The following is a 26,265-nucleotide window of genomic DNA, read 5'->3' on the forward strand; positions in this document are numbered from 1 at the left end:
AGGCGGCGGGATATGAAGGAAAAAAGACATCTGGTGATGTGGGTAGAAGTTATAGCGTTGGCGGTGCTGCTGGCAAGGCTGGAAACTGTGAGAATCCGGGAGAATGCAAAAGAAGTGCAGGAATATACCTGTGCCGGGCGGGAACAGGAAGGTGCGCAGAAGGGGAACGGAAAAAGAGAGGAAAAAACTGTCAGTGACAAAGTGATAGGGGCTAGGAATAGAAGGTCAGAAAAGAAGCTGGAAGATACTTTGGAAAAGAATGTGACGGAAAAGAAAAAAGCAGCTCTGACTTTTGATGACGGTCCTAACAGTAAATATACGCCGCTGCTTCTGAAAGGGCTGAAGGAGAGAGGGGTTCATGCTACTTTTTTTCTCATGGGGAAGAATATTGAGGGAAAAGAGGCCTTGGTGAAGCAAATACAGGAGGAAGGTCATCTGATCGGGAATCATACATACAATCATGTACAGCTGGATAAGATTTCAAAGGAGGCAGCAAAAGAAGAAATTGAGACAACCAACCAGAAAATCTTTGAAATCACAGGTGTGTACCCGGCATGGTTAAGACCGCCCTATGGGGAGTGGCGAAAAAATCTGGATTTTTATGTGGAGATGTTTCCTGTACTCTGGGATGTGGATACTTTGGACTGGAAGAGTAAAAATGTAGATTCGATTATGAAAATTGTGCGGTCGGAAGTGTCAGACGGGGCAGTGATCTTGATGCATGATGCTTACCAAAGCTCAGTAGATGCAGCGCTTCAGATTGTGGATCTTCTGATGGCAGAAGAATATGAATTCGTGACTGTAGAGGAGCTGATATTGCCGTAAAAGATCGTTAAAGATGTTCATTGGTAATGTGTTACTGCTCACTACGTTCACAGTAACGCGCTTCGCGATGCACAGAAATCATGCATTCGCATGATTTCGCGCCGCAATTCTCGGATTTGCTGTGAACTTTGTTCACAAAAAACGCCTCGCGGAACGTTACCAGTGAACAGTAATGTAATGCTCCGCGAACAGTTAAAAAATAGCTTTATAAACTTGCCTAAATGAGAAATATAGATTATAATTAGAACAAATGTACGGAAAATTACTTTTGAATTGGAGAGAAATACATGGATTTATTTGAATATGCGAAATCCAGGACAATGGAGAATGAATCCCCACTTGCCTCACGTCTTCGCCCTACGAAACTGGAGGAAGTAGTGGGACAGCAGCACATTGTGGGAAAAGATAAATTACTTTACAGAGCCATCAAGGCAGATAAGCTGACTTCCGTTATTTTTTACGGTCCTCCAGGAACCGGAAAGACCACCTTGGCTAAAGTCATTGCCAATACTACAAGCGCAGACTTTACCCAGATCAATGCCACCGTAGCAGGCAAGAAAGATATGGAAGAAGTGGTAAAACAGGCTCAGAATGCCCTTGGAATGTATGGGCGAAAGACGATTTTATTTATTGATGAGATTCATCGCTTTAATAAAGGACAGCAGGATTATCTTTTGCCTTTTGTGGAGGACGGAACCATCATCCTTATTGGAGCCACCACAGAGAATCCCTATTTTGAGGTAAACGGTGCTCTCCTTTCACGTTCTATTGTGTTTGAGTTGAAGGCACTGGAGATTCCGGAGATTAAAGAACTGCTCCTGCGGGCAGTGAACGATAAGGAAAAGGGCATGGGAAGCTATAATGCGGTTCTGGATGAAGATGCCCTGGAGTTTCTGGCAGATATGGCAGGAGGAGATGCCAGAAGCGCTCTGAATGCCATAGAGCTTGGCATTCTTACTACGCCAAGAGCTTCAGACGGCAAGATTCATATTACTCTGGATGTGGCTTCTGAGTGTATCCAGAAGCGTGTGGTGCGCTATGATAAGGATGGAGATAACCATTATGATATTATTTCTGCATTTATCAAGAGTATGCGCGGCTCCGATCCGGATGCTGCAGTTTATTATCTGGCGAAGATGCTGTATGCAGGTGAAGATGTGAAATTTATTGCAAGACGTATGATGATCCTTGCTTCTGAAGATATTGGAAATGCAGATCCCCAGGCCCTGGTAGTGGCAACCGCAGCAGCCCAGGCAGTTGAGCGGGTGGGAATGCCGGAATCCCAGATCATTCTTTCCCAGGCTGCCGCATATATGGCATGTGCACCTAAGAGTAATGCAGCGGTGAATGCTATTTTTGCAGCAATGGACAGTGTGAAGCGTACCAGGACGACTGTTCCGGCTCATCTTCAGGATGCCCATTATGGAGGGCATGAGAAGCTGGGACATGGAATCGGCTATAAGTATGCCCACGATTATCCAAATCATTATGTAAAGCAGCAGTATCTGCCAGATGAGATCCAGGGAGAGAAATTCTATGAGCTGTCAGATATGGGATATGAGAAGAAACTGAAGGAACACATGAAGTTTATAAAAGAGCATGCAGATTGAAGGAATGATTTTTCAAACACGCGTTGGAATAAATATTGAGTAATTATCAGCAAGTGCTATTTTGCCAAGCGTGCAGCTGTGAAGGTACTGAACAATTACAAAATCTGAAATAAAAAGTGGAGGAGCTTTATAAAAGCCCCTCCATTATTTTTGCATAAATTTCTTCATATTTCTTGGGCCACTGCCTGCACATGGCCTTTGCAGCGGAAAGAGATGGCGCTGCAAGAGAAAGATCGATCACAGAAGCACCCTTCTGCAAAAGCTGAAGGTGAACCACATATTCTCCCTGATTATTAATGTAATAATCGGCTTGAGCTTTCACCTGATTCTTTGTGGAGGCACCTCTGGCTGCAAGGTACTGGAGCACTTCAGTACGGATGTCCTGGGAAATATCATTCTCGAAATAGGTGAGCGTGTTTTTTCCATCTTCAGTAAGATAATAGTAGGAAGTATTGGAAATGGTACGCTTCTCAATCAGCTCTGTTTCCTCAAGCTCGGAAAGGGCCTGTTGCAAATGGAAATAATTCGTGTACTCGTGGTCCAGAATAAATTCTGAAATTTCTGAATTAGTGATGGGGGACGAAGAATTCCGAAGCATATATAGGATGATCAGTTTGTAAACAGTAAATGGTGTAGCCATTTTCCAGCCTCCCTTCTGGTGAAATATTGCGTAAGTTCTAAATTCGAGCGTGTTTGAAAAAGGCTTTCTGCAAGATGCGTATTACACTTTGCGGGAGATTGCGGGAATAATATTCAAACAGACTCTGATGCTTTGCCCTGAAAACTCTGACGCTCTTTCAAACGGTGGTGGAGCAGATTCAGCACTTCTCTTTTTCTGCTGGCCCATAGAGGGGCGATCAGCAGATCTTTCGGCCCATCGCCGGTAACCCGGTGGATCACAATGGATGGATCCAGATGTTCCAGGCAGTCTGCTACAAGGTCAATATATTCGGCGCGTTCCAGCACTTTAAATTTCCCGGCAAGATAATCATATGCAAGGTCAGTGCCTTTCAGAACGTGGAGCAGCTGAAGCTTGATTCCCTGAATATCCCGGGCATTTAAATAATCCATAGTAGCCAGCATATCTTCCCTGGATTCGCCGGGAAGCCCGAGAATGGTATGAACTACTACTTCCAGACCAGCTGTGCGGAGTCTCTTAAGGGAGTCTTCAAAGCAGGATAGAGGGTAACCTCGCCTGATATAAGCTGCGGTAGATTCATGAATGGTTTGAAGTCCCAGTTCTACCCAGACTGGTTTAACCATGTTTAGCCGGGAAAGAAGTTCTACTACATCGTCCTCCAGGCAATCCGGCCTTGTACCAATAGAAAGTGCCACAATCCCCGGATGGGAAATAGCTTCCTGAAAAATTTTTTCCAGATAAGGCACAGGAGCATAAGTATTGGTGTAAGCCTGAAAATAGGCGATGTATTTGTGAATAGGTCTTTTGGCGGAAAGCATGGCAATTTGGCTGTCTATCTGTTCATGGATAGAGAGGGCTGCACTGGCGGCAAAATCACCGCTGCCACCTTCGCTGCAGAAGATGCAGCCGCCGTGTCCTATTGTACCATCGCGGTTGGGACAGCTCATGCCGCCGTTTAAGGTGACTTTATAAACCTTTTCCCCGAAGCGCTCCTTTAGCATATAGTCAAGGGAGTGATAGGGCTTTCCATTCCAGCTGGTGATCATAAATTCTTATTGTCGGAATCAAGACTGTGGTCTACTACACTGTCAGGATTCGGCTCAGAGGTTTCTTCCGGAATATATTTGTCAAAAATTTTCACAAAGAAATGGGAATTGATGTATGCAATTCCGGAAAATCCAATGAGCACCAGCAGCAGGATGACCATGGACTGTACCTGGGCACTTGGAATAAAAAATACAAGAACCGGGGCAGCAGTGACAAGAATCATAAGTGCTGTATATGGAAGATGGCGGATGGACATCAAAAATGCGTTGGTAAAAGTATTCTTGATGGTATTGTAAAATTTCGCAAGAACCGGGTAGATGTACAGGAAGATCATCAGGTAAACGACCAGGATCATCATAAATAATACCATAAGAACCTTACCGATGGTGCCAGGTGTGCTGCGGCAGATGCTAATGTCAAAGTACAGCAAAAGGGCAGCCGCAAGCATGATCAGATTGATCACAATACCCTGTTTCAGATTCTGTTTAAAGGATTTAAAAAATCCGCGGACGATATAAGACTCTTCATTACGAACCATTTTCAAAGTGACGTAGAACATGGCGGCAATGGAAGGTCCAATGGTCACCACCGGAATGCAGCAGACAATGCAAAGCAGATTCAGAATGATAAGATCTGCCACCCTGCTCATGAAGGTGAAAAATTTGTTATCCATGTTGAAAAAACGATCCATTCAAAAATTCCTCTTTTCTATTTTGTATATAGCATTAATGAGCTTATCACATAGTATAACGAATCTGTGAAAAAAAAGCAATTTGAAAATAAAAAAGAACATAAAAACTATATAATCTTCACAAAAATATTTATAGAAAGTCCTTGCTTATCACACGTCAGAGTGTTAAAATAGTAATCATTGAAAAGAGAATAATAAACATTAAATATAGAAAAAGGAGTAGCGAAATGAGTAAAAATATCAGAACTGAGGCAGTTGACCATCTTTTTGAGGCCATACTTTGTCTGAAGGATAAGGAAGAGTGCTACACTTTCTTTGAGGATGTGTGTACCATTAACGAACTTCTTTCTTTATCTCAGAGATTTGAAGTGGCCAAAATGCTGATGGATAAGAGAACTTACCTTGACATTTCTGAGAAGACCGGTGCTTCCACAGCCACGATCAGCCGCGTAAACCGTTCTCTGAATTATGGCAATGACGGTTATGATATGGTATTTAAAAGAATGGAAGAGAAAAAAGAGCAGAACCGTTCTCTGGATCAGAAGGACGAATAAGCGTCAGAGGATCTGAATCCGAAATAGAATAGAATATACGAAAGAAAACCCGCGAAATTGTGCTATGAGATAATTTCGCGGGTTTTGTACTGTTATTTGTCTTTATTCTTCTTATGTTTGTCCCTGGGCTCAGATGGGGAAATGTCATCGATCATTTTCTCAATGATCATCTTCTTAATGTAGACATCAAAGCTCATGAGACAGATAAAACTGAATCGCTTCAGAAATTCCTGATCTTCCTCATCTGCATCCTGGAAAGTGGCGCTGGAGAAACGGTAGTCCTTCAGAAGATTCTTGATCAGCTGGTCAATCTTGCGGTTCTCCATTCCAAAAACTTCATTATATACATAGGTCATGTCCTTGCCTGGCTCACCTTTAAAGTATTTCGCTGTGATGGGACCGAGAAGCTTCTGGATGTCTGTGATGGACAGAATATTCTTAAAATAATAAATGAAGATCAGCATGAGCAGATGATCTTTGGAATAGCGCTTCTTCTCAGGGGAAGGGAGCAGGTTATTCTTGGCGTAGTTATTGATCATGGTCTTTGTCAGGATCTTGTCATCATCGTGACGCTTTGTGGACGCAAGCTGATCCTCCATAAACGTGGTGACCTGATCCATGTACAGGTCGATGTTTGGAAGATCTTCTGGTTTTATATAATCCATTCCGGAAATGTGCTCCAGAATGCTCTTTAATATGGATTTATCATCAGCTGTCATTTTTATCACCTCTGCTCCTTATTATATAGTTTTTAAAACTACTTGTAAACTGTTTTTTTCAGATCTTGTGAAAAACAGAAAAAAACCAGAACTTTGTTTACAAAAAACACCTCGCGGAATGTTACTGGTAAACAGTAAAAACCCGAATCTATGTTTGGATTTTCTGCACGTTCGGGGTTGTGGGAGATAAGGATTTCATGTATAATGAGATTTAACTATTTGAAAAATCATTCCCGCAATCTGCATGCCCCATTTGACGGTATATTTCGTCCGAATTCAGTTGTCGCAGTCCGCTGTGACGCCCTCATCAGGGCGGAAGCTCCTACAAATTGTGGCGCACATCCTGCAGAAAGCTTTTTTCAAACATGCGTTAGCGAAAAAAGGAGAACATAAATGAGCATATATGATACATTAAATCCCCCTCAGCGCGAGGCGGTAGCACAGACAGAGGGACCAGTCCTGATCCTGGCGGGAGCTGGTTCCGGCAAGACAAGAGTGCTGACACACAGGATTGCCTATCTGATGGATGAAAAGGGAGTAAATCCGTGGAATATTCTGGCTATTACTTTTACCAATAAGGCTGCTCAGGAGATGAGAGAGCGTGTGGATAAGCTGGTGGGCTTTGGTTCTGAGAGTATCTGGGTGTCTACTTTCCACTCAGCCTGCGTAAGAATCCTTCGGAGACATATTGATAATCTGGGATATGACACGAATTTTACAATCTATGATACAGATGACCAGAAGTCTCTTATGAAAGATGTGTGCAGGAAGATGAACATTGACACCAAGATTTATAAAGAGCGTTCCCTTCTTGCCCAGATTTCCCATGCCAAGGACGAGCTGCTTACACCAGATGATATGGAGATGAAGGCTGCTGGAGATTACAATATGAAGAAAGTGGCTTCTGTTTACCGTGAATACCAGGCTGCTCTTCGCAAGAATAATGCACTGGACTTTGATGATCTGATCGTAAAGACGGTGGAGCTTTTTGAAAAATGCGTTGCAGTGCTGGAGTACTATCAGGAGCGGTTTAAATACATTATGGTGGATGAGTATCAGGATACCAATACTGCACAGTTTAAGTTTATCAGTCTTCTAGCTCAGCGATATCAGAATCTTTGTGTGGTAGGTGATGATGACCAGTCCATTTATAAATTCCGTGGGGCTAATATTGGAAATATTCTTGGATTTGAGCATGTTTTTCCAGATGCCAGGGTAATCCGTCTGGAGCAGAACTACCGCTCTACAAGGAATATCCTGAATGCAGCGAACCAGGTGATCGCGAATAATACAGAACGTAAGGCAAAAACCCTGTGGACAGAGAACGAAGAAGGCAGCAAGGTGCATTTTCGCCAGTTTTTGAATGCCTATGAGGAAGCAGAGTATGTGGCAGGGGAAATCGGCAAGTTAAAAAGAAACGGTCTTGGGAACTACCGTGATTGCGCTATTCTTTATCGTACCAATGCCCAGTCCCGTATTTTCGAGGAGAAATTTATTGCAGCCAATATTCCATATAAACTGGTAGGAGGCGTTAATTTCTATGCACGTAAGGAAATCAAGGATCTTCTCTGTTATCTGAAAACGATTAATAATGCCAGAGATGATCTTGCTGTGCAGAGAATCATAAATGTGCCAAAGCGTGGAATCGGTGCAACGACACTTGGACGTGTTCAGGATTATGCGGACAATATGGGAATCAGTCTGTATGAGGCATTGCGCGTGGCTGAAGAGGTTCCTTCTATTGGAAGAAGCTTGTCAAAGATCGATGGCTTTGTAACTTTTATACATATGCTGAAGAGCAAGGCAGATGTGATGACTGTGGAGGAAATCCTGCAGGAGGTAATTGATTCCACAGGTTATGTGGCAGAGCTGGAAGCTGAGGATACAGAAGAATCAAGAGCAAGAATTGAGAATATTGATGAGTTGATTTCCAAGACTGTGGCTTATCAGGAGGCTATGGAGGAGCAGAATCAGCCGGCTACGCTTTCTGGCTTTCTGGAAGAGGTGGCACTGATAGCAGATATTGATACTGTAGATCCGGATCAGGATTATGTGCTCCTTATGACTTTACATAGTGCCAAGGGTCTGGAGTTTCCGAAGGTGTTTATGGTAGGAATGGAAGACGGCATTTTCCCTAGTCATATGACCATCAGCTATGGCGATGACGGGGAGATGGAAGAAGAGAGAAGACTTTGTTACGTGGGAATTACCCGTGCAATGAAAGACCTTACTTTGACTTGCGCCCAGCAGAGGATGATCCGTGGAGAGACTCAGTATAACAGGGTTTCCAGGTTTGTGAGAGAGATTCCAAGAGAACTGGTAGATCTGGGACACACTATTCAGGAGAAGAAGCCGAAAGTGGAGGAACTAATCCCAACACCGGCGAAATACTCCAAGATGAAAGAAATTCTCCAGGGCAGAAATTACAAGCCAAGAGAATTTAAAGTAACAAAAGCCAATTCGCTGGATTATGAGGTGGGAGATACGGTTCGCCATATTAAATTTGGCGTTGGAATTGTGAAAGAAATCGTGGAAGGCGGTCGTGATTATGAGGTTACAGTGGAGTTTGATAAGGTTGGTGTGAAGAAGATGTTCGCAAGCTTTGCCAAGCTGAAGAAAATTTGATTGGAAATTGGGTTTGGAAAAATTTAAAATTAATATATTAACTATGGTAAAATAATTGCAAAAGTGGTATAATAAATAAACCTAATGAGTACTTTGAAAGAGAGGATGGTATCACATGAACATTAAAATGGATAAGCTCGAGGAATTATTATCATTACTTAAGAAAAAAGAAGATGAGAAGCAGAAGAATACAGTCCTCTGGGTACTGGCTATCATTGGCGCTGTAGCTGCTGTTGCAGGAATTGCATTTGCAGTATATCGCTTCTTCGCACCGGATTATCTTGAAGACTTCGAGGAAGACTTTGATGATGATTATGACGATTATTTCGAGGATGAGGAGAAATAAGTAAGGCGTTTAGCGGATATCCACGGTCGTCCACAATTTTTGGAATACAAATCTGGTTTGGATGTGGATAATTTCGGGGATTTTTTATAAGTGAGTGCATATTAAATGAAAAGGTATACGGGCATATAGCAGTTATGCTCCCCCGTATACCTTATTTTTGATTTAAGGTAATTGTTCTGTATCTTCATAGTAATACGCTTCGCGATGCATAGAAATCATGCATTTACATGATTTCGCGCCGCAATTTTCGGGTTTTCTGTGAACTTTGTTCACAAAAAAACACCTCGCGGAACGTTACCAGTGAACAGTAATCCATTAGCGACAGCATTATATATAAAAGATAGCTGCGGAATAGTTACGATCTATATATAATTATTTTATGGAGGATTTATGAAAAAAGGAGAGATTTACGAAGGAATTATCGAGAAAGTTGATTTCCCCAACAAGGGATATGTGAACATAGATGGAGAAAAAGTAATTGTAAAAAATGGAATTCCAGGTCAGAAAGTTCGCTTTATGATCAATAAGAAGCGCTCGGGTAGGTCAGAAGGCAGGCTTTTGGAGGTTCTGGAGGATTCTCCCCTTGAGGTAAGAGAGCCTGTATGTAAGATTTTTCCGGCATGCGGTGGCTGCATGTACCAGACAATGTCCTACGAAGAACAGTTAAAAATGAAGGAAACTCAGGTGAAAGGACTTCTCCAGGAGGCAGTAGGTAGTGATACAGACCTTCACTGGGAAGGAATCCACGGAAGTCCTATTGAATTTGGTTACCGTAATAAGATGGAATTTTCCTTTGGAGATGAATATAAAGATGGTCCTCTTTCTCTTGGTTTGCACAAGAAAGGCAGCACTTACGACGTACTGACAGCTTCTGACTGCAAGCTGGTGCATCCGGATATGACAGCGATCCTTTCCAGTGTGCTGGACTTTTTTACAGAGCTTGGGGCTGTGCATTATAAGAAAATGCAGCATACTGGTTATCTGCGCCACTTGCTTCTGCGCCGCGGTGTGACCTCTGGTGAAATTCTGGTACATGTGATCACCACAAGCCAGGCAGAGTACGACTATGCGCCGCTGGTATCAAGGCTTCTGGCTCTTCCGCTGGAGGGAAAAATCGTGGGAATTATGCACATTATCAATGATTCTCTGTCTGATGTGGTGCAGAGCGATGAAACCAGATTGCTTTATGGACAGGATTACTTCTATGAAACGTTGCTGGGTCTGCGATTTAAGATTAGTACATTTTCCTTCTTCCAGCCAAACTCACTGGCAGCCGAAGTATTGTACTCTATTGTGCGTGATTACATTGGTGACACCAAGGACAAAGAAGTATTTGATCTCTACAGCGGTACTGGAACTATTGCCCAGCTTCTTGCTTCTGTTGCGAAAGAGGTTATCGGCGTGGAAATTGTTGAGGAAGCTGTGGAAGCTGCAAAAGTAAATGCCGCCTTAAATGGTCTCACCAATTGCCGTTTCATCGCAGGTGACGTCCTGAAAGTCCTGGATGATCTTACTGAAAAACCAGATATGATCATTCTGGATCCCCCTCGCGATGGAATCCACCCCAAAGCGCTGCCGAAGATCCTGGCATATGGAGTAGAAAACATCGTCTATATCTCCTGCAAACCAACAAGTCTTGCAAGAGATTTACCTGCATTTCTGGCAGCTGGTTATGAGGTTCAGCGCAGCTGCAGCGTGGATCAGTTTTGTGAGACGGTGCACGTTGAGACGGTAGTCTTGATGTCACGCGTTAGCAATGAGCCACGCACAGACCGAGCATAAGGTGCTGTGGGAGCTTGCTCACAAAGGCACCATTATGCGATGGGCTGTATGCGGCGAATGCCGCGGATAAGCGTAGGAAGCTTTGCTTCCGTAGCGCATCCGGCGTGGCGTAGACAAATTAAAAAACATAGATTCCGAGCTTTTTCGGAGGTTTGGATTTGAAGCCAGACTTTTGAAAAAGCTCGGTTTTCTTATATGGAAACATATCCGCTGCAAAATGTGTGTCAGGTTGTAACCCCGGATTAGATGTCACGATTTGAGACAGTGGATTAGATATGTGGAGAATTGTTTAAATCGGAAGTTGATGGAATGGTCTGGTAGAGATGGTTTCAGCGATGGGGGACGTATCTAACCGAGGCGAAATAATCCCTGCGGAATAAAAGAGGAAGGCAGAGATGCTGATGAATTTCAGTTTATTACAAAAAGGAGAATTAGTCATGATAAGACGAGCAATAGATAGAGATGCATCGAGAATTGCTGAGATATCAGTATTCTCCAAGCGGATGAACTATAGAGAAATTTTTCACGATGATATGGTTTCATTTGGTGAAATACAAGTTTATCCGTTGGCAAAAGAATACATCGAGCACTCAGAGATACTTAAGGAATTTTATGTATATGAAGATGATTTTGTTAAGGGGTTCATTCATATTCAGGGAACGCAAGTCTTGGAATTGTATGTAGATACGTTTTTCGTGGATCAGGGAATCGGAGGTAAATTATTAGATTTTGCCGTAAGTAGGAATTGTAATTCACTATGGGTTCTTGAGAAGAATACAAAAGCGCAGCACTTTTATTTGCAACACGGTTTTACTCCAAGTGGAGTAAGGCAATTGGAAGAGGGAACAGAACAATTTATCATTGAAATGATACGTTGAAGTAAGTAGGTTATTCTAGAAGTTAACTGTACCAAAAACATACAATGGAGAAGCTGTAATCCATTGATATGTTTCCACAAACTGATGAGACGTTGGACATATTTTCGCAAACCAACGAGTAAAAAAGAGAGCAGTTCAGACGTCTCAACGCATGTTGAGACGGTAGTCTTGATGTCAAGAAAATAAAATCAAGTGCCAGAAAGCGGCGTATTTCCGGGCTTTTTCGGAAGTTGGGAATAGAAGCCTAACTCCTGAAAAAGCTCGGTTGTTTTATATGGAAACATATCTACTGCAAAATGTGTGTCAGGTTGTAACCTCGGATTAGATGTCACGATTTGAGGCAGTGGATTAGATGGCAAGGGAAAATTCGGTGAATCGCGATTTGTCAGAGCGTTATAGAGGATAAAATTATGTTTTTTGGATATTATCAATTTCACGAAAGTAATTATGCAATCCTTCATATGCAGAAGGGTGCCATTGCTTCGCAAGAGAAGCATATAAAGGGTATCCAATTTTAAGAGACAACAGGTATAAAATATATCTAATTTCCTGTTGTCTCAAATCAACGTATGAAGGGAATTAGAAAAATGAATAATCCATTTAAAAGAATGACCAAAAGAGAATGGGCACTTTGGTTCGTGTCTATTGCTATTGTTGTTATGTCCAATATTATGGCAGGAAGAGTAGATGCTTTGACACTTACTGCAACTTGTATTGGTGTAACTTCACTGATATTTGCCGCACAGGGAAATGTATGGGCACCGATATTGATGACGATTTTCTGCATCCAGTATGCGATAATATCATACCGTTTTCGCTACTGGGGAGAGATGTTTACTTACTTATTTATGTCACTTCCGATGTCTGTTTGGTCGATTGTGACATGGCTGAAAAATGCGAGAAACAGTAGTGATGGAACAGTAGAAATACGAAAAATTACAAGAAAAGGAGCAGGAGTTCTTGTTCTTTGCAATGTGGCAGTGACAATTGCATTTTATATATTACTAAAAAAACTTAACACGCCGAATCTGATATTTAGTACCATTTCGGTAGTAACAAGTTTTTTTGCTGCATCACTCACTATGTTACGGTCTTCCTATTATGCTTTGGGATATGCATCGAATGACATCGTGCTGATTATCTTATGGATACTGGCATCAATTAAGGACCCGGGGTATATTCCAGTGGTTGTAAATTTCTTGATATTTTTTCTTAATGACATGTATGGATTCATATGTTGGAAGAAAAGAGAAACAGCACAGTGTTAAGACAATTCTGGTTTGTGGATGTAGAAAATACCCTCCCGGCCATCATGGTCGAGAGGGTGTTGTGCATCTATTAGGATTATTCATCAATATCAATTTTTAGTTCGGACTTAAGCTCCACAGTGAAGTGGTCCTCCCAGACGGTGATTCTATCGAGCCAGCGCTTTACCAGGGCCTCGTCGATGTATTTCTCGTTTCGGAGGATTTTGTTGATGGTGCTGGTCCACCATTTTGTTTTGCCAGCGCCGGTGAGGATGCCGTCTGCTTCCAGACCTTTTGCAATCCGATCCATCGAATAGCCCTCCAGGTATTCTCGGTAGATGCGCTTTACCACCTCTGCCTGTTCCGGATCGATGATGAGATTTCCATTTGCATCTTTGGTGTAGCCGAGGAAGTGATTGTGATTTACCTGTATCTGGCCATTCTGGTACCGAAACTGGAGCCCCAGCTTCACATTCTGGCTGAGGGATTGTGAGTCCTGCTGCGCCAGGGAAGCCATAATCGTAATCAGGACCTCACCCTTGGCATCCATTGTATTGATGGCTTCCTTTTCAAAGAAGACGGGAATGTTCTTATCCTTCAGCTGGCGGATGTATTTCAGGCAGTCCAGCGTGTTTCTGGCAAATCGGCTGATGGACTTGGTGATAATCATGTCGATGTTTTCGGCTTCGCAGTCGTCAATCATCCATTTCCTTTGTATTTGCGTTAGAGCTTGCCGCTGCAAGGATATCTGCGAAATGCCCAGAATCTTTGGCTGTCAGACCAAATGCAGTCAGTGCATCGGTTACGATATCCGATGTGGTGGCGAGGCCCTCACCAGATGCCGCAGTAAGGTTCATGATACCTTCGATACCATCCAGCATGTCGGAGGTTTTCCATCCAGCCATCGCCATGTAGTTCATAGCATCCGCAGCCTCGGATGCTGAGAACTTGGTTTTCGCACCCATCTCATGAGCCTTTGCACGGAGCTTATCGAAATCATCTCCGGTTGCACCAGACACGGCGGCTACCTGGCTCATAGAAGAATCAAAATCGGAGTCTGTTTTTACAGCAGCAACGCCAAGAGCTGTAACTGCAGCAGAGGCAGGAAGGAGCTTTTCGCCGGTGGAGGAAACCTTATCGCCTGCAGACTTCAGGTTTTCACCAGCAGTAGCAATCTTCTGCACAGCAGTGGCAGACTGATTGGCCTGCGCTTACAGCTTTTTGAGATATTCTTCCGTTTCGATGATCTCCCTCTGAAGAGCATCATATTTCAGGAGCTTTTCGACATCCTTAAGTTGTGACTGCGTATTCTTGATTTCTGAATTGACACCCTTTAAGGCACTCTGAAGCTTGGTAGTATCGCCACCGATCTCGACCGTGATACCCTTGATTCTACTTCCCGCCATAGCGCACCTCCTTTCCTGGATTTGGGCATAAGAAAAGCACCTACCATTTCTGATAGATGCTTTCTGAATTGCTATTCTGTTTTTTAAATCTATTTTTTGAATAGTTCTGAGTGCGTACCAAGCCTGTAAAGCATGAGTACTAAAACGTTGTTCTGAATCTCATAAATGAGCAACCAGTCCGGTTCGATGTGACACTCACGCGTGCCTTTATAGTTTCCTGTAAGGTCATGATCCCTGTATTTTGCATCCAGCGTACCGCCATTCGCCAGAATATCGATTACCTCAAACAGCTTATCAAGATTTTTATTTTGCTTTTTGGCAAGCTTCAAATCCTTTTTAAACTGATTGGTAAACTGAATGTCGTATTTCATACGTCGAGAGCTGCCTTAAGCGCATCCATACTGGAATAACGCGGAGCAGAAGGATCCTTCATCATTTTTCTGCCATCCTCAATGGCAGCGGCTGTCGTATCATTCGGTACTTCCAGTTTTAATTCAAAAGGAATACCATGCTCACGGATAGCGGTTCTCAGGAACATATTTACAGCAGTTGTCATATTCAGACCAAGCTCATTGAAGATTTCCTCCGCCTGATCCTTGATTGCCTTCTCTGTACGAATATTTAAATTAGTTGTTGCCATACAGAACACCTCCATTCAAGTATAGTATATTCAAATGCGTGTCTAATGTCAATACACTGTCATTATATAAGATACATAAATTTGCTAAAATGCATCAAAATCCATCTGCGTAGCGATCTGCGCATAGCCTTTGTACTCATCATTGCTGCTTTCTGCGTACATGTCGTTCACCATCCCAATCGTAAGAAGATCCAGATCCCGGATGGAGATTCCGAGCTGTACGCAGCGAAGCAGAAACAAGGGTGTGGTCATCGGGCGGTCAGTTGCGTGAAGTTTTTTTAGACTCCACATCCGTCTGGACATTCTATAGATTGAACAGGTGATCCGTACCGGGACAGCAGACATCGGAGAAAAGTATTTGGCTGTAATCCGTAAGGCTGCCAGTGATTACACAAGAGAAATCTTTCATAAGCTGAGAGAACGGGAATAAAATCCGGAGCTGATGCGTTTATATGTAGTTGTTGGTGGTGGCTGCATGATTCAGAACTTCGGGGAATATGACAAAGACAGAGTAACGATTGTGCGAGACATCTTCGACTTTGCGAATGGTTCATAAACACAGATTTTCTATCAAAATATTATTGACGCATCGGAAACTTCATGGTATTTTATTTTTGATGAAAAATGGGATTTATTTAAAGGCAAACTTGCTGAAAGGCAGGGACGCAAAGCCAGAAGGGGCTAAAGTCAGAAAGTCTGACCATGTCAGCCGGTTGCTGCTGTTTCCATATATAGAAAAGACGTGAGAACGGAAGCGATTCCGATACCTTTTATACTATATGTATATGGATGTGTGAGTTTAAAAAGATGTAGCAGGGACACTGGCAGGATGTTTGTCAGGTGTCCTTTTTATATGCCAAAATATGTACGAGAACTTGCCGGAGCATGTTCTGGAGCGTGGTTGAAAAAGCATTCCTACAATCTGCGCGCCACATTTTGCAGAAAGCCTTTTTCAAACACGCATCAAACAGAGTGAGGGTTTTTATAAAATGTTATATAAGGAAAATTATGAGGATAAAATATATTCTTTAAACAAGACTGTACCTGGACAAACACAGGATTTATCACAGGCAATACAGAAAACACTGGAAAATAATGGCGGGGTAGGTATGTTGACCGGATATTATGACCAAAATCTGTCTATTCTGTCTGTGAGTAATCTGCTGCTACATAGTATAGGACATACGTTCGATTCTTTTATGAAGCAGACAAAAGGCTCATTGAAGAATTTTTTTTACGGCAAGGATATAAGTATATTGGATCGAGACCGTTTTTTGCAGATCCACGGAGCCGGGGAAGCGCAGATTCTTACAGCGGACGGTACAGTGAATAATGTACGGCTTTATAAAGAGGATGCGACAGATGAAGCAGGCAGACAGATCTGGATTATGTCCGTACAGGTCAACTGGGATCATGTAAATCTGGCACTGATCAATGAGGCTATCCGTTCCGGCTTCTGGTATTTTGACTGTGACGAAAACAGTGAGATTGTGAATGCAAACTGGAGCCATGAGTTCCGAAAAATGCTTGGCTATCATGATACTCTGGATTTTCCGAATAAACTGGAATCCTGGTCAGATCTTCTGCATCCACAGGATAAAGAAAGAGTAATGATGCAGCTTCAGGCGGCAATTGCGGATAAGACGAATCAGGTAAAATACCAGGTAGAGTACCGTATGAGAATGAAGGATCATCAGTACCAGTGGTTTCGGGCATCAGCAGAAGTAATACGCCGGCTGGATGGTTCTGCCAGCAGGATTGCCGGGATTTTTATTAATATTGATGCGGAAAAAAAAGAAATTATGCAGGCACAAAAGTCAGCAGCTTTCCACCGTGCCTTTACGAAAACAGATCTGTGCGAATATTATGTTAACCTGGAAGCAAACACATTTGATACCTTTAAGGTTGAACCGTCCCTAATGACTGTTTTTGAACAGAGTCATACATGGGATGAACTGATCCGGCATTTTGTGGATTCCTATGTTGTGGAAACAGATAAGAAGGCAGTATCTGCTTTTTATGATCGTGGCTATATTGCGGAAAAACTGAAGGGTCTGGAAACCGAATTGTCTTTGGAGTGCCGAATCACTCTGAAGGGAGAAGAACGATGGGTCCGTAATGTGATCATACGTGGCGAGATAGAGGATTCAGAATATGCCATGATTTTTCTGCGGGATATTACGGAGGCAAAGGTAGAGAGCGCACGGCATCTGCAGATGGCAGCGGATAATGCTTCCATGGAGCAGCTGATTCAGAGCATAGTGCGTCTGGTTGACCGTTTTGTTGTCTGTGATCTGGAAAATGACAGATATGAATTCTACAATCTGAATGGACAGATGATATATAAACCTCTGGGCTTCTATCATGATTTTCAGATGCAGGTTCTTGAAAAGTATAAGACACTGGAACCGTTGGAAGCTATAGATATTCTGATAGCCCCGGAAAATATCCGGGAAAATCTGAAAAGCGAAAATGATATTTATAAGTTTGAGTATTGCAGCCTGGATGAAAAGACTTATAAAATCGCTTCTTATATTCCCTTGGAATGGAAGAATGGAAAGCTGGAAAAGGTATTGCTGGCATCCATGGATGTGACACAGGAGAAGAAAGCAGAGATTGAATCCCGTCAGGCACTGAAAGAGGCTTACCGGTCCGCAGAAAATGCAAATCGTGCAAAAACAGAATTCCTTTCCAATATGTCCCATGATATCCGAACACCGATGAATGCCATTGTGGGTCTGACAGCAATCGCCGGAGCAAATATTGAGAGTCAGGACAGAGTTATTGAATGTCTCAGCAAGATTACAGAATCAAGCCGTCATCTGCTTGGGTTGATCAATGAAGTGCTGGATATGGCACGTATTGAAAGTGGAAAAATGACACTGGCACAGGAAGATTTCAATCTGTCAGAGTTGGTGGATAATCTTATTACACTTACGCGACCGGTGCTTGATGAACATAAACATAATTTTGATATACACATTAATCATATTGAACATGAGGATGTCTGCGGTGACAGTCTGAGGATTCAGCAGGTATTTGTGAATCTGATGAGTAATGCGATCAAGTATACACCGGATGGCGGGAATATTACTTTTTCCATAGAGGAAAAGCCAAATGGATTTTCGGAGCTTGGATGCTATGAATTCACGATTGAGGATAATGGAATCGGTATGTCGCCGGAATTCCAGAAAATCATGTTTGATCCATTCAGCCGCGCAGATGACCATCGGACAACCAGAGTTCAGGGAACTGGTCTGGGAATGGCAATCAGCAGAAATATTGTAAATCTGATGAATGGTAATATTAAAGTGGACAGCACCTTACACAAGGGAACTAAAATTACGGTAACAATTTATCTTGAACTTCAGGAAAAAGAGAAAGAAAAGGATGAAAATCTGATGAATTTGCCGGTTCTGGTTGTGGATGATGATAAGACATGCTGTGAAAGTACAGTTGCGACATTGAAGGAGATTGGAATTACAGGCGAATGGGTCCTCTCCGGCAGAGAAGCCGTTGAGCGCTGCTATACACGTCATGAGCTAAAAAATGATTACTTTGCTGTTATTTTGGACTGGAAGATGCCGGATATGGATGGCATAGAAACTGCCAGACAGATTCGGAAACGGATAGGGAAGGAGATTACCATCATTGTACTGACATCTTATGAGTTCAGCGAGATTGAAGAAGATGCAAAGGCAGCAGGTGTAGATGCTTTTATTGCAAAACCGTTATTCCGTTCCAGGCTGACCGCTACACTGCGGCAGTTTGTTTCTGACAAAAAAGAAAAAACAGCAAGGAATTATCTGGAGAATCTGTCAGAAGCAGATTACACAGGAAAAAGGATTCTGCTGGTCGAGGATAATGAGTTAAACAGAGAAATTGCAGTGGAAATCCTGCAGATGACAGGGGCAGAAGTTGAGACAGCCGAAAATGGAAAAATTGCAGTTGAAAAAGTGGAGGTTTCTCCAAAAGACCGGTATGACCTTATTTTTATGGATATCCAAATGCCTGTTCTGAATGGTTATCAGGCAACCGCAGCAATTAGAAGCCTCCCCGGTGAAAAAGGAGAACTGCCAATTGTTGCCATGACTGCCAATGCTTTTGCAGAAGATGTACAGCTGGCAAAAAATACAGGTATGAACGGACATATCGCAAAGCCGCTGGATATGAATAAGCTGAGTGATGTTTTGAAAAAATGGCTGTAATGATACTGCGAACGGAGTGAACAGGAACGCTGTAATTTATTTATGTGTAGGCGAAAAAATAATTGACAGAAAAACACAGTCATTATAAAATATTTCCGAAAGGTAATGTGGACAAAAGTCTGGGTGGATAAGCTTCCCAGGCTTTTTATGTGAAGATAGAACAGACCGCAGTTTTCTTATTGAAAGAGAAATGTCTGTTTGAAAGTCTGTTGCCTGTCTTTCATTGAGGAGAGAAAAATTTATGTTAAATCAGTTTTCAAGAACCCAGCTTCTTCTTGGAGAAGAGGGGATGAAGAAGCTTGCCGGTGCCAGAGTGGCAGTATTTGGAATCGGCGGTGTTGGCGGATATGTGTGTGAGGCGTTGGTGAGAAGCGGGGTAGGTGCTTTTGACCTGATCGATGACGACAAGGTATGCCTTACGAATCTGAACCGCCAGATCATAGCAACGCGAAAAACAGTGGGAAAATACAAGACGGATGTTATGAAAGAGCGTATGCTGGAAATCAATCCGGACGTGAAGGTGGAGACACATAAGTGTTTTTTTCTGCCGGAGAATGCAGACGATTTTCCATTTGAAGAATATGATTATATTGTAGATGCAGTAGATACCGTTACTGCAAAAATCTCCCTTGTCATGAAGGCGAAGGAGAAAGGGGTTCCGATCATCAGTTCTATGGGTGCCGGAAACAAACTGGATGCAAGCCAGTTTAAAGTTGCGGACATTTATAAGACTAAGGTCTGCCCTCTTGCCAAGGTTATGCGCCGCGAACTGAAGAAACGTGGCGTCCGTAAGCTGAAAGTGGTTTATTCCGAGGAAATCCCTACAAGACCGATAGAGGATATGTCCATCAGCTGCAGAACCCACTGTATCTGCCCGCCAGGTGCCAAGCACAAATGTACAGAGCGTCGTGATATTCCGGGAAGCGTAGCATTTGTGCCGTCTGTTGCAGGACTGATCATTGCCGGAGAGGTTGTGAAGGATCTTTGCAAGCCTTGAAAGATCCCACAAAGTGGGGAGTGCAGGTAATTGAGGATTATGCTCTGAAACGTGACGATTATGCAGATTTCTCCCCGAGAGGGAACGTTGTGTTATAATAAACTAGTCAAGTACAAGGAGGCTTTGGGAGAGCTTTGGTAAACAGAATTGCCATATGTGACGACGTGGAAGTTGAGCGTTTTGTGCTGAAGCGTCAGTTGATGGTGTACTTTCAGACAAATGGCAGGGAGGCGCAGATCCAGGAATATGAATCTGGAGAGAGCCTCCTTGCAGACATTGAAGAGGGCTATATATGGCCAGATCTGATTTTTCTTGATATTTATATGGGCGATCTGAATGGAATGGACACGGCACGGAAGCTGCGTGACCTGGGAGTAAAAGCGCCTATTGTATTTCTGACTGCTTCACCTGATTTTGCGCTTGAAAGTTATGAGGTAGAAGCATCCGGCTATCTTCTGAAACCTGCAGAAGAGAAGCAGACCACAGCAATTTTAAACAGACTGCTGAAGTCTGAGCTTCGCAGGCGGATTTCCGTGAAATGCAGAAGACAGTATCGTTATCCTTTCGTGGATGAAATTTTATACCTGGAAAGTGACCGCCATACAGTAACCTTACATATGCTGGATGGTTCGGTGCTTGAAACTGCGGAAAAACTTGGGAATCTTGAGAAAAAGATAGAGGATCCCCGTTTTTTGCGTTGCCACCAAAGCTTTCTGGTAAATATGGATCACATTACAGATGTAGAAGAGGAGTTTTTACTCCGAAATGGAGAACGGGTTCCCATTCGCGTGAGAGGACGTAAGGATGTGCTGGATGCTTATAATCACTATTTCAGGATAAAGTCATCCGGCAATTGAAAGAGAGCAATTGCCAGTATGGTGAATAAAAAACGGATTTCATAGACAACAGGCAGGAAACACAGTGATTAAACGGAGCTATTGCTCTCTTGATCGCTATGTTTCCTGCCTGTTTTTGTATGGTGCAGATTGCGGTATATTTTGCTCGAATTCGACCTACGCAGCCCGCTGCGGCGCCCTCATCCGGGCAAAATCTCCCACAAATTGTGATGTAAATCTTGCGGAAAGCCTTTTTTAGACACGCTTTCGTTTCTTAATCCCTGGAAAACAGATCCCTTGTATAAACCTTTTTCTTCACATCGTCCAGGACCTTGTCATAACGGTTCGCCAGAATACACAGGCTTTTTTCTTTAAACTCTTCCAGATTATTTACAACCTTGCTGCCAAAAAATGTGGAACCGTTTTCCAAATTGGGCTCATAGATGATGACAGTGGCGCCTTTTGCCTTGATCCGTTTCATAACACCCTGAATGCTGCTTTGCCGGAAATTATCGGAATTACTCTTCATAGTGAGGCGGTAGACGCCGATAACCACTTCTTTTTCCAGGCTTGACTGATAAAGGTTGTCCTCATTGTAGTTGTAATAGCCGGCTTTTTGCAGTACCTGATCAGCAATAAAATCCTTTCGGGTACGGTTGCTTTCCACGATTGCGGACATCATATTCTGAGGAACGTCGTTGTAATTGGCAAGAAGCTGTTTGGTGTCCTTAGGCAGGCAGTAGCCGCCGTAGCCAAAGGAAGGATTATTGTAATGAGTTCCGATCCGGGGATCCAGACAGACTCCATTGATAATATCGCGGGTGTTCAGCCCCTTCATTTCCGCGTAAGTATCCAGCTCATTAAAATAGGAAACACGAAGTGCCAGATAGGTGTTGGCAAAAAGTTTTACAGCTTCTGCTTCCGTATATCCCATGAACAAGGTGTCGATATTTTCTTTAAGAGCACCCTCCTGAAGGAGTGCTGCAAAAGTATGAGCTGCTTCTCTGGTGTGTTCATCACAGGAGACAATGATCCTGCTTGGGTAAAGATTGTCGTACAGGGCCTTGGACTCTCGGAGAAATTCCGGGCTGAAAATAATATTGTTATTGTGAAGCTTCTTTCGGATAGATTCTGTGTAGCCTACAGGAATCGTAGATTTGATCACAATTGTGGCAGCAGGATTCACCCTTGTGACCAGGCTTAGTACAGCTTCAACAGCGGAAGTGTCGAAATGATTTTTCCTGCTGTCATAGTTGGTGGGGGTGGCCACTACCACAAAATCAGCCTCTGCGTAGGCGGATTCTCCGTCTGAGGTGGCCGTAAGATCCAGTTCCTTTTCCGACAGGTATTTTTCGATATATTCATCTTGGATTGGAGATTTCTTCTGGTTTATCAAAGCAATCTTCTCCGGAATTATGTCAACTGCAACAACATGATTATGCTGAGCCAGCAGTACAGAAATAGAAAGCCCTACATATCCGGTACCTGCGACTGCAATAGATTTATTCATGGTAAGTTCCTTTCTTAAAAAAGTGTGAAATCGGGAAAAAAGAGTTTAAATTTTCACAGTTTGTGCTACAATATATAACACTAATGATGAACCGTTCATGCACAATTTTTATAAATAATAACATGACAGACTGGAAAATACAACGCCTTGGGAACTTTTTGGAATATGCAGATTACAGAACGTTACCAGTGAACAGTAATACAGAACTGACTTTTAAACAGTCTCTGATGAATGGAGGAACAGAATATGTGTACAGCAGCAACCTATAAAACAAAGGATTTCTATTTTGGAAGAACTCTGGATTATGAGATTTCCTATGGAGACCAGGTAGTGATCACGCCTAGAAATTATGTATTTGACTTAAGAGAAGGCGGTCAGCTGAAAAATCATTATGCCATGATCGGAATGGCATGTGTTATGGAGAACTATCCTCTGTATTATGATGCGGTCAATGAGAAAGGTCTTGGAATCGCCGGCCTTAATTTCGTTGGAAATGCCAGCTACAAGAAGCCTGTAGAGGGGAAAGACAATATCACTCAGTTCGAACTGATCCCATGGATTCTGGGAAAATGTGCTACAGTGAAAGAAGCACGCCAGCTTCTTAAGAATATGAACCTGATTGACACCCCATTTCTTCCTGATCTGCCAGTTGCGCAGCTGCACTGGATTATTGCGGACAAAGAGGAATGTATTACCCTGGAGTCGTTGGAAGAGGGAATGAAAATATATGATAATCCAGTAGGTGTCCTCACAAACAATCCGCCCTTTAACTATCAGATGTTTAATCTGAACAATTATATGCAGCTGGCTGTGGAAAACCGCAGTAACACGTTTTCAGAAAATCTGGAACTGAATCAGTACAGCCGGGGAATGGGTGGCATGGGACTGCCGGGAGATCTCTCCTCCCAGTCAAGATTTGTGCGGGTGGCCTTTGTAAAAATGAACTCTCTGTCCGGGGATTCAGAAGAAGAAAGTGTAAGCCAGTTTTTCCACATTCTTGGCAGCGTAGACCAGCAGAGAGGCTGCTGCAAGCTGGGAGAAGACAAGTATGAGATTACGCTATATACTTCCTGCTGTAATACAGATAAGGGAATCTATTATTATAATACTTACGACAATCACCAGATCAGTGCTGTGGATATGTACAAGGCGGATTTGGATGGTGAGAAGCTTTATACCTATGCGCCCATAAAAGGGGAACAGATCAGAATGCAAAATTAGCTTTCGTTTCGAAATAAATGTTTCAAAAAACTACCATGTTCCAGAAAGAATGTTCGATTCTTATTGCAAAATTTTAATTTAGTGCTATAATGAACTATCATAGATTCAGATGGCGAATTCATATGAGTTCGCCATTTTCTATAGAATAAATCTGGCACTCATATTAAAGGAGTGCTAACAATACAAGGAGGAAACATGTATGATTACAATACCAGTTTATGAACTTCTTCTTTTACCGGAAGTTACATTTTTCTTTAAAAAAGATATGTTTCCGGAAGGCAGAATTAAAGAACAGAATATCGGAGAAGAAATTCTCTTCGTTTTACAGAAGAAAGAAATAGCCCCAGAGGAAATTTCCATGGAAAATATTTTTCCAGTGGGCGTGATGGGAATCATTGAGAATATAGACGAGGAAGGCAGCGTCAAGATTACTACCAGAAGAAGAGTGCAGGTGACTCATGTAGAATATACTGACAGCATGGTTCAGGCAGAAGCGGTAGATCTTCCGGATATCCAGGATATCTCCCCGGAAGAAGAAAAGGAGAAATTTGATAAGATCAAGAAAGAACTGATGGATTTTGCAAAAGGCTTTCAGTTGGGCGTCTGGGTACGCAGCATGATCTACCATTGGAAAAGCTATCCGGAAGCCGTCAGTGCCCTGGCTGGTTACATGAGCCTTTCCTGGGAAGAAAAATACCATATGATCGAGGTGGATTCCAGGAAAGAACGCATGCATCTGATGGAAGAGGCTGTCTATGAGCTGATGGAGATTTTCCGTGTCAGTGAGGAAGCTGAGACTGCGCAGAAGAACTCCAATGAGAAAGTTTACCGGGAGTCCGCTATCCGGAAGCAGATCGAATTTCTTCAGCAGCAGCTGGACGAAATGCATCCGGAGAATATTTCTGATGTGCGCCGTTTCCAGAAGAAAATCCAGGAATCCGGCATGAATGAGGAAGCACGCAAAGAAGCTGAAAAGGTGCTGAACCGCATGAAGCAGGAAGGAAAAGACAGCCATGAGTATGGTATGCTGTATGATTATCTGGACTTTGCTACAAGTCTTTCCTGGAAGACAGAGGAACCTGCTGAAATTGATTTGAACGAGGCAGAAGAAATCCTGAATGAAGACCATTATGGGTTGAAAAAAGTAAAAGAGCGAATTATCCAGCAGCTTGCTGTTATGGCTCTTAATAAGAAACAGTCTGGTTCCATTTTATTGTTTGTAGGTGCGCCTGGAACTGGAAAAACCAGTATCGGACAGAGTATTGCCCGTGCGCTTCACCGTAAATACGTGCGTATCAGTCTTGGTGGAATCCGTGATGAAGCGGAAATTCGAGGACACAGAAGAACCTACATAGGTGCTATGCCAGGCAGGATTATGGAAGGAATGAAGAGAAGCGGAGCTGCAAATCCGGTTATGGTACTGGATGAGGTGGACAAGCTCGCCAAAGATTACGGCGGTGATCCGGCAAGTGCTCTTCTGGAAGTGCTGGATCCGGAGCAGAACGGAAGCTTTACAGACCATTATATGAATGTTCCTTATGATCTTTCCAATGTGCTTTTTGTGTGTACAGCCAATTCCACCGATACCATTCCTGAGCCATTGCTCAATCGTATGGAAGTAATCCAGTTTCCTGGATATACTGCAGTAGAGAAGTTTCAGATCGCGAGACGTCATCTTTTGCCGAAAGCAATGAAGAGCATGGGAATCAAAGCCCAGAATCTGAAGGTGACAGATGAGGCAATCCGCCGCATTATTGAAGAGTATACAGCGGAGGCTGGTGTCCGCGGACTGAAGAAGCAGATGGATGTGTTATGCAGATATGCAGCTGTGAAGCTGGTAAAGGGTGAGCAGAAGAGCATTACGGTAAGTGAGAAGCGTGTAGCAGAATTTTTGGGACATGGAATTCATCATGAGAAGATTCTGGAAAACCCAGTGCCTGGAGTTGTAACCGGTCTTGCCTGGACCAGTGCTGGTGGAGAAATTCTTTTTATCGAAACTTCTTTTACAAAAGGCGATGGAAAGGTGATCATTACCGGACAGCTTGGAGATGTGATGAAAGAGTCCGCCCAGATTGCCATTACTCTTGTGAAGTCCCTCTATCCGGAATTTGCAGATAAATTCAAGGAAAATGATCTTCACATCCATGTGCCGGCAGGAGCAGTTCCCAAGGATGGCCCATCAGCAGGCATCACGCTGGTAACTGCATTATCCTCTCTGGTGACAGGAAAGCCTGCACCAGCAGAAATAGCAATGACAGGAGAAGTTTCCCTTCGCGGCGGTGTTATGCCTATTGGCGGATTGCCGGAGAAGCTGATGGCTGCCCAAAGAGCTGGCGTAAAGCATGTGTTTATTCCATATGAGAATATGGATGATCTTGATGATGTGGCCGATGAGGTAAAAGAGAAGCTTGAGATTACACCAGTTAAGACCGTGCAGGAGGTTCTGGATTACTGTTTACAGCCTGCACGGTAACAGGCTCTGG

Annotated in this window: 27 protein-coding genes, 3 pseudogenes and 1 riboswitch; of the genes and pseudogenes, 14 read left to right on the plus strand and 16 right to left on the minus strand. The window is 43.0% G+C overall.

Going from position 1 to position 26,265, the window contains the following annotated elements; genetic code table 11:
* Positions 1-12 precede the first annotated feature (12 nt).
* Positions 13-825, plus strand: a complete 813-nt coding sequence (locus PGQ38_RS03380) for a polysaccharide deacetylase family protein (RefSeq protein WP_226815908.1) — start codon at positions 13-15, stop codon at positions 823-825.
* A 287-nt stretch (positions 826-1,112) separates the two neighbouring features.
* Positions 1,113-2,435 (plus strand): replication-associated recombination protein A, encoded by a 1,323-nt coding sequence (locus PGQ38_RS03385; protein ID WP_148461143.1) that lies wholly within the window; start codon positions 1,113-1,115, stop codon positions 2,433-2,435.
* 127 nt (positions 2,436-2,562) lie between these two features.
* Here the strand turns inward: PGQ38_RS03385 and PGQ38_RS03390 are convergent, their stop codons facing one another.
* From PGQ38_RS03390 to PGQ38_RS03400, 4 genes are read right to left on the minus strand one after another with little or no spacing between them, the layout of a single operon-like run.
* Positions 2,563-3,075: a DUF4364 family protein gene (locus tag PGQ38_RS03390; protein WP_148461144.1), complete on the minus strand. Its 513-nt coding sequence runs from the start codon at positions 3,073-3,075 to the stop codon at positions 2,563-2,565.
* The gene (locus tag PGQ38_RS20400) at positions 3,045-3,188 is read right to left on the minus strand and encodes a DUF6783 domain-containing protein (RefSeq protein WP_308768439.1); all 144 of its coding nucleotides are present in this window, start codon (positions 3,186-3,188) and stop codon (positions 3,045-3,047) included. Before PGQ38_RS20400 ends, PGQ38_RS03390 begins: the two co-directional genes overlap by 31 nt.
* Complete coding sequence (mnmL, locus tag PGQ38_RS03395) at positions 3,189-4,121, minus strand: tRNA modification radical SAM protein MnmL/YtqA (RefSeq protein WP_207748558.1); 933 nt, start codon at positions 4,119-4,121, stop codon at positions 3,189-3,191.
* Positions 4,118-4,813 (minus strand): YesL family protein, encoded by a 696-nt coding sequence (locus PGQ38_RS03400; protein ID WP_118578213.1) that lies wholly within the window; start codon positions 4,811-4,813, stop codon positions 4,118-4,120. Before PGQ38_RS03400 ends, mnmL begins: the two co-directional genes overlap by 4 nt.
* 227 nt (positions 4,814-5,040) lie before the next feature.
* Between PGQ38_RS03400 and PGQ38_RS03405 the strand changes: the two genes are divergently transcribed.
* Positions 5,041-5,367 carry a YerC/YecD family TrpR-related protein gene (locus PGQ38_RS03405; RefSeq protein WP_118578214.1) on the plus strand — a complete coding sequence of 109 codons (327 nt, stop codon included), beginning with the start codon at positions 5,041-5,043 and terminating at the stop codon, positions 5,365-5,367.
* A 92-nt stretch (positions 5,368-5,459) separates the two neighbouring features.
* On the opposite strand, the gene PGQ38_RS03410 is transcribed toward PGQ38_RS03405, so the two are convergent.
* From PGQ38_RS03410 to PGQ38_RS20410, 3 genes are all read right to left on the minus strand, one after another.
* Complete coding sequence (locus PGQ38_RS03410; protein WP_118578215.1) at positions 5,460-6,086, minus strand: DUF1836 domain-containing protein; 627 nt, start codon at positions 6,084-6,086, stop codon at positions 5,460-5,462.
* 195 nt (positions 6,087-6,281) lie between these two features.
* A complete protein-coding gene (locus PGQ38_RS20960; protein WP_464148042.1) occupies positions 6,282-6,332 on the minus strand; it encodes a hypothetical protein in 51 nt (16 codons plus the stop codon).
* Positions 6,333-6,362: 30 nt separating this feature from the next.
* A complete protein-coding gene (locus PGQ38_RS20410) occupies positions 6,363-6,428 on the minus strand; it encodes a hypothetical protein (RefSeq protein WP_408611561.1) in 66 nt (21 codons plus the stop codon).
* A 51-nt stretch (positions 6,429-6,479) separates the two neighbouring features.
* On the opposite strand from PGQ38_RS20410, the gene pcrA reads away from it, so the two are divergent.
* The 5 genes from pcrA to pnuC all read left to right on the plus strand — a co-directional run bounded on the left by pcrA (position 6,480) and on the right by pnuC (position 12,985).
* The gene (gene pcrA / locus PGQ38_RS03415) at positions 6,480-8,711 is read left to right on the plus strand and encodes a DNA helicase PcrA (RefSeq protein WP_270430819.1); all 2,232 of its coding nucleotides are present in this window, start codon (positions 6,480-6,482) and stop codon (positions 8,709-8,711) included.
* A 115-nt stretch (positions 8,712-8,826) separates the two neighbouring features.
* Positions 8,827-9,057, plus strand: a complete 231-nt coding sequence (locus PGQ38_RS03420; RefSeq protein ID WP_173716615.1) for a hypothetical protein — start codon at positions 8,827-8,829, stop codon at positions 9,055-9,057.
* 390 nt (positions 9,058-9,447) lie between these two features.
* Complete coding sequence (gene rlmD, locus PGQ38_RS03425; protein WP_204452961.1) at positions 9,448-10,839, plus strand: 23S rRNA (uracil(1939)-C(5))-methyltransferase RlmD; 1,392 nt, start codon at positions 9,448-9,450, stop codon at positions 10,837-10,839.
* A 437-nt stretch (positions 10,840-11,276) separates the two neighbouring features.
* Positions 11,277-11,717, plus strand: coding sequence for a GNAT family N-acetyltransferase (locus PGQ38_RS03430; RefSeq protein ID WP_204452959.1), 441 nt, complete (start codon positions 11,277-11,279; stop codon positions 11,715-11,717).
* A gap of 587 nt (positions 11,718-12,304) precedes the next feature.
* Positions 12,305-12,985, plus strand: a complete 681-nt coding sequence (gene pnuC / locus PGQ38_RS03435) for a nicotinamide riboside transporter PnuC (RefSeq protein ID WP_148461152.1) — start codon at positions 12,305-12,307, stop codon at positions 12,983-12,985.
* 76 nt (positions 12,986-13,061) lie between these two features.
* Here pnuC and PGQ38_RS03440 read toward each other — a convergent pair whose 3' ends face one another.
* The 7 genes and pseudogenes from PGQ38_RS03440 to PGQ38_RS20420 all read right to left on the minus strand — a co-directional run.
* On the minus strand, positions 13,062-13,667 hold the full coding sequence (locus PGQ38_RS03440) for a recombinase family protein (RefSeq protein WP_464146972.1): 606 nt from the start codon (positions 13,665-13,667) through the stop codon (positions 13,062-13,064).
* 10 nt (positions 13,668-13,677) lie between these two features.
* A pseudogene (locus tag PGQ38_RS03445) lies at positions 13,678-14,148 on the minus strand (phage tail tape measure protein); the annotation flags it as partial.
* 27 nt (positions 14,149-14,175) lie between these two features.
* Positions 14,176-14,370: a hypothetical protein gene (locus PGQ38_RS20415; protein ID WP_330382816.1), complete on the minus strand. Its 195-nt coding sequence runs from the start codon at positions 14,368-14,370 to the stop codon at positions 14,176-14,178.
* An 89-nt stretch (positions 14,371-14,459) separates the two neighbouring features.
* Positions 14,460-14,741, minus strand: coding sequence for a type II toxin-antitoxin system YafQ family toxin (locus PGQ38_RS03450; protein WP_148461153.1), 282 nt, complete (start codon positions 14,739-14,741; stop codon positions 14,460-14,462).
* Positions 14,738-15,010 carry a type II toxin-antitoxin system RelB/DinJ family antitoxin gene (locus PGQ38_RS03455; RefSeq protein ID WP_118578232.1) on the minus strand — a complete coding sequence of 91 codons (273 nt, stop codon included), beginning with the start codon at positions 15,008-15,010 and terminating at the stop codon, positions 14,738-14,740. Before PGQ38_RS03455 ends, PGQ38_RS03450 begins: the two co-directional genes overlap by 4 nt.
* A gap of 84 nt (positions 15,011-15,094) precedes the next feature.
* Positions 15,095-15,301 carry a hypothetical protein gene (locus PGQ38_RS03460; protein ID WP_204452972.1) on the minus strand — a complete coding sequence of 69 codons (207 nt, stop codon included), beginning with the start codon at positions 15,299-15,301 and terminating at the stop codon, positions 15,095-15,097.
* Positions 15,302-15,640: 339 nt separating this feature from the next.
* A riboswitch (cyclic di-GMP riboswitch) is annotated at positions 15,641-15,731 on the plus strand.
* Positions 15,732-15,809: 78 nt separating this feature from the next.
* A pseudogene (locus PGQ38_RS20420) lies at positions 15,810-15,944 on the minus strand (DUF6783 domain-containing protein); the annotation flags it as partial.
* Positions 15,945-15,999: 55 nt separating this feature from the next.
* Between PGQ38_RS20420 and PGQ38_RS03465 the strand changes: the two are divergent.
* From PGQ38_RS03465 to PGQ38_RS03475, 3 genes are all read left to right on the plus strand, one after another.
* The gene (locus tag PGQ38_RS03465; protein ID WP_204452957.1) at positions 16,000-19,218 is read left to right on the plus strand and encodes a hybrid sensor histidine kinase/response regulator; all 3,219 of its coding nucleotides are present in this window, start codon (positions 16,000-16,002) and stop codon (positions 19,216-19,218) included.
* Between the two features lie 241 nt (positions 19,219-19,459).
* The gene (locus tag PGQ38_RS03470) at positions 19,460-20,215 is read left to right on the plus strand and encodes a tRNA threonylcarbamoyladenosine dehydratase (RefSeq protein ID WP_148461155.1); all 756 of its coding nucleotides are present in this window, start codon (positions 19,460-19,462) and stop codon (positions 20,213-20,215) included.
* Positions 20,216-20,349: 134 nt separating this feature from the next.
* Entirely contained in the window at positions 20,350-21,072 is a 723-nt protein-coding gene (locus PGQ38_RS03475; RefSeq protein WP_226815623.1) for a LytR/AlgR family response regulator transcription factor, read from the plus strand.
* Here the strand turns inward: PGQ38_RS03475 and PGQ38_RS20425 are convergent.
* Positions 21,047-21,253, minus strand: a pseudogene (locus PGQ38_RS20425) (hypothetical protein); the annotation flags it as partial. The gene PGQ38_RS03475 and the pseudogene PGQ38_RS20425 overlap by 26 nt on opposite strands.
* On the opposite strand from PGQ38_RS20425, the gene PGQ38_RS20430 reads away from it, so the two are divergent.
* Positions 21,209-21,310, plus strand: coding sequence for a DUF6783 domain-containing protein (locus PGQ38_RS20430; protein ID WP_347708969.1), 102 nt, complete (start codon positions 21,209-21,211; stop codon positions 21,308-21,310). The pseudogene PGQ38_RS20425 and the gene PGQ38_RS20430 overlap by 45 nt on opposite strands.
* Positions 21,311-21,325: 15 nt before the next feature.
* Here PGQ38_RS20430 and PGQ38_RS03480 read toward each other — a convergent pair whose 3' ends face one another.
* Entirely contained in the window at positions 21,326-22,561 is a 1,236-nt protein-coding gene (locus tag PGQ38_RS03480; protein WP_148461157.1) for a nucleotide sugar dehydrogenase, read from the minus strand.
* A gap of 246 nt (positions 22,562-22,807) precedes the next feature.
* On the opposite strand from PGQ38_RS03480, the gene bsh reads away from it, so the two are divergent.
* Together bsh and lon are read left to right on the plus strand one after the other, a co-directional pair.
* On the plus strand, positions 22,808-23,782 hold the full coding sequence (bsh, locus tag PGQ38_RS03485; protein WP_195991537.1) for a choloylglycine hydrolase: 975 nt from the start codon (positions 22,808-22,810) through the stop codon (positions 23,780-23,782).
* Positions 23,783-23,981: 199 nt separating this feature from the next.
* Positions 23,982-26,255, plus strand: a complete 2,274-nt coding sequence (gene lon, locus PGQ38_RS03490; protein WP_270430824.1) for an endopeptidase La — start codon at positions 23,982-23,984, stop codon at positions 26,253-26,255.
* Positions 26,256-26,265 lie beyond the last annotated feature (10 nt).

Origin of the sequence: Blautia faecis (assembly GCF_027662325.1) — a bacterium.
Classification (GTDB): domain Bacteria; phylum Bacillota; class Clostridia; order Lachnospirales; family Lachnospiraceae; genus Blautia_A; species Blautia_A faecis.

What these genes read in the sequence shown, in the direction of transcription:
- PGQ38_RS03380 (WP_226815908.1), top strand. Translation starts at nt 13, where the DNA reads ATGAAGGAAAAAAGACATCTGGTGATGTGGGTAGAAGTTATAGCGTTG.
- PGQ38_RS03385 (WP_148461143.1), top strand. Translation starts at nt 1,113, where the DNA reads ATGGATTTATTTGAATATGCGAAATCCAGGACAATGGAGAATGAATCC.
- PGQ38_RS03390 (WP_148461144.1), bottom strand. Translation starts at nt 3,075, where the DNA reads ATGGCTACACCATTTACTGTTTACAAACTGATCATCCTATATATGCTT.
- mnmL (WP_207748558.1), bottom strand. Translation starts at nt 4,121, where the DNA reads ATGATCACCAGCTGGAATGGAAAGCCCTATCACTCCCTTGACTATATG.
- PGQ38_RS03400 (WP_118578213.1), bottom strand. Translation starts at nt 4,813, where the DNA reads ATGGATCGTTTTTTCAACATGGATAACAAATTTTTCACCTTCATGAGC.
- PGQ38_RS03405 (WP_118578214.1), top strand. Translation starts at nt 5,041, where the DNA reads ATGAGTAAAAATATCAGAACTGAGGCAGTTGACCATCTTTTTGAGGCC.
- PGQ38_RS03410 (WP_118578215.1), bottom strand. Translation starts at nt 6,086, where the DNA reads ATGACAGCTGATGATAAATCCATATTAAAGAGCATTCTGGAGCACATT.
- pcrA (WP_270430819.1), top strand. Translation starts at nt 6,480, where the DNA reads ATGAGCATATATGATACATTAAATCCCCCTCAGCGCGAGGCGGTAGCA.
- PGQ38_RS03420 (WP_173716615.1), top strand. Translation starts at nt 8,827, where the DNA reads ATGAACATTAAAATGGATAAGCTCGAGGAATTATTATCATTACTTAAG.
- rlmD (WP_204452961.1), top strand. Translation starts at nt 9,448, where the DNA reads ATGAAAAAAGGAGAGATTTACGAAGGAATTATCGAGAAAGTTGATTTC.
- PGQ38_RS03430 (WP_204452959.1), top strand. Translation starts at nt 11,277, where the DNA reads ATGATAAGACGAGCAATAGATAGAGATGCATCGAGAATTGCTGAGATA.
- pnuC (WP_148461152.1), top strand. Translation starts at nt 12,305, where the DNA reads ATGAATAATCCATTTAAAAGAATGACCAAAAGAGAATGGGCACTTTGG.
- PGQ38_RS03440 (WP_464146972.1), bottom strand. Translation starts at nt 13,667, where the DNA reads ATGATTGACGACTGCGAAGCCGAAAACATCGACATGATTATCACCAAG.
- PGQ38_RS20415 (WP_330382816.1), bottom strand. Translation starts at nt 14,370, where the DNA reads ATGGCGGGAAGTAGAATCAAGGGTATCACGGTCGAGATCGGTGGCGAT.
- PGQ38_RS03450 (WP_148461153.1), bottom strand. Translation starts at nt 14,741, where the DNA reads ATGAAATACGACATTCAGTTTACCAATCAGTTTAAAAAGGATTTGAAG.
- PGQ38_RS03455 (WP_118578232.1), bottom strand. Translation starts at nt 15,010, where the DNA reads ATGGCAACAACTAATTTAAATATTCGTACAGAGAAGGCAATCAAGGAT.
- PGQ38_RS03460 (WP_204452972.1), bottom strand. Translation starts at nt 15,301, where the DNA reads ATGTGGAGTCTAAAAAAACTTCACGCAACTGACCGCCCGATGACCACA.
- PGQ38_RS03465 (WP_204452957.1), top strand. Translation starts at nt 16,000, where the DNA reads ATGTTATATAAGGAAAATTATGAGGATAAAATATATTCTTTAAACAAG.
- PGQ38_RS03470 (WP_148461155.1), top strand. Translation starts at nt 19,460, where the DNA reads ATGTTAAATCAGTTTTCAAGAACCCAGCTTCTTCTTGGAGAAGAGGGG.
- PGQ38_RS03480 (WP_148461157.1), bottom strand. Translation starts at nt 22,561, where the DNA reads ATGAATAAATCTATTGCAGTCGCAGGTACCGGATATGTAGGGCTTTCT.
- bsh (WP_195991537.1), top strand. Translation starts at nt 22,808, where the DNA reads ATGTGTACAGCAGCAACCTATAAAACAAAGGATTTCTATTTTGGAAGA.
- lon (WP_270430824.1), top strand. Translation starts at nt 23,982, where the DNA reads ATGATTACAATACCAGTTTATGAACTTCTTCTTTTACCGGAAGTTACA.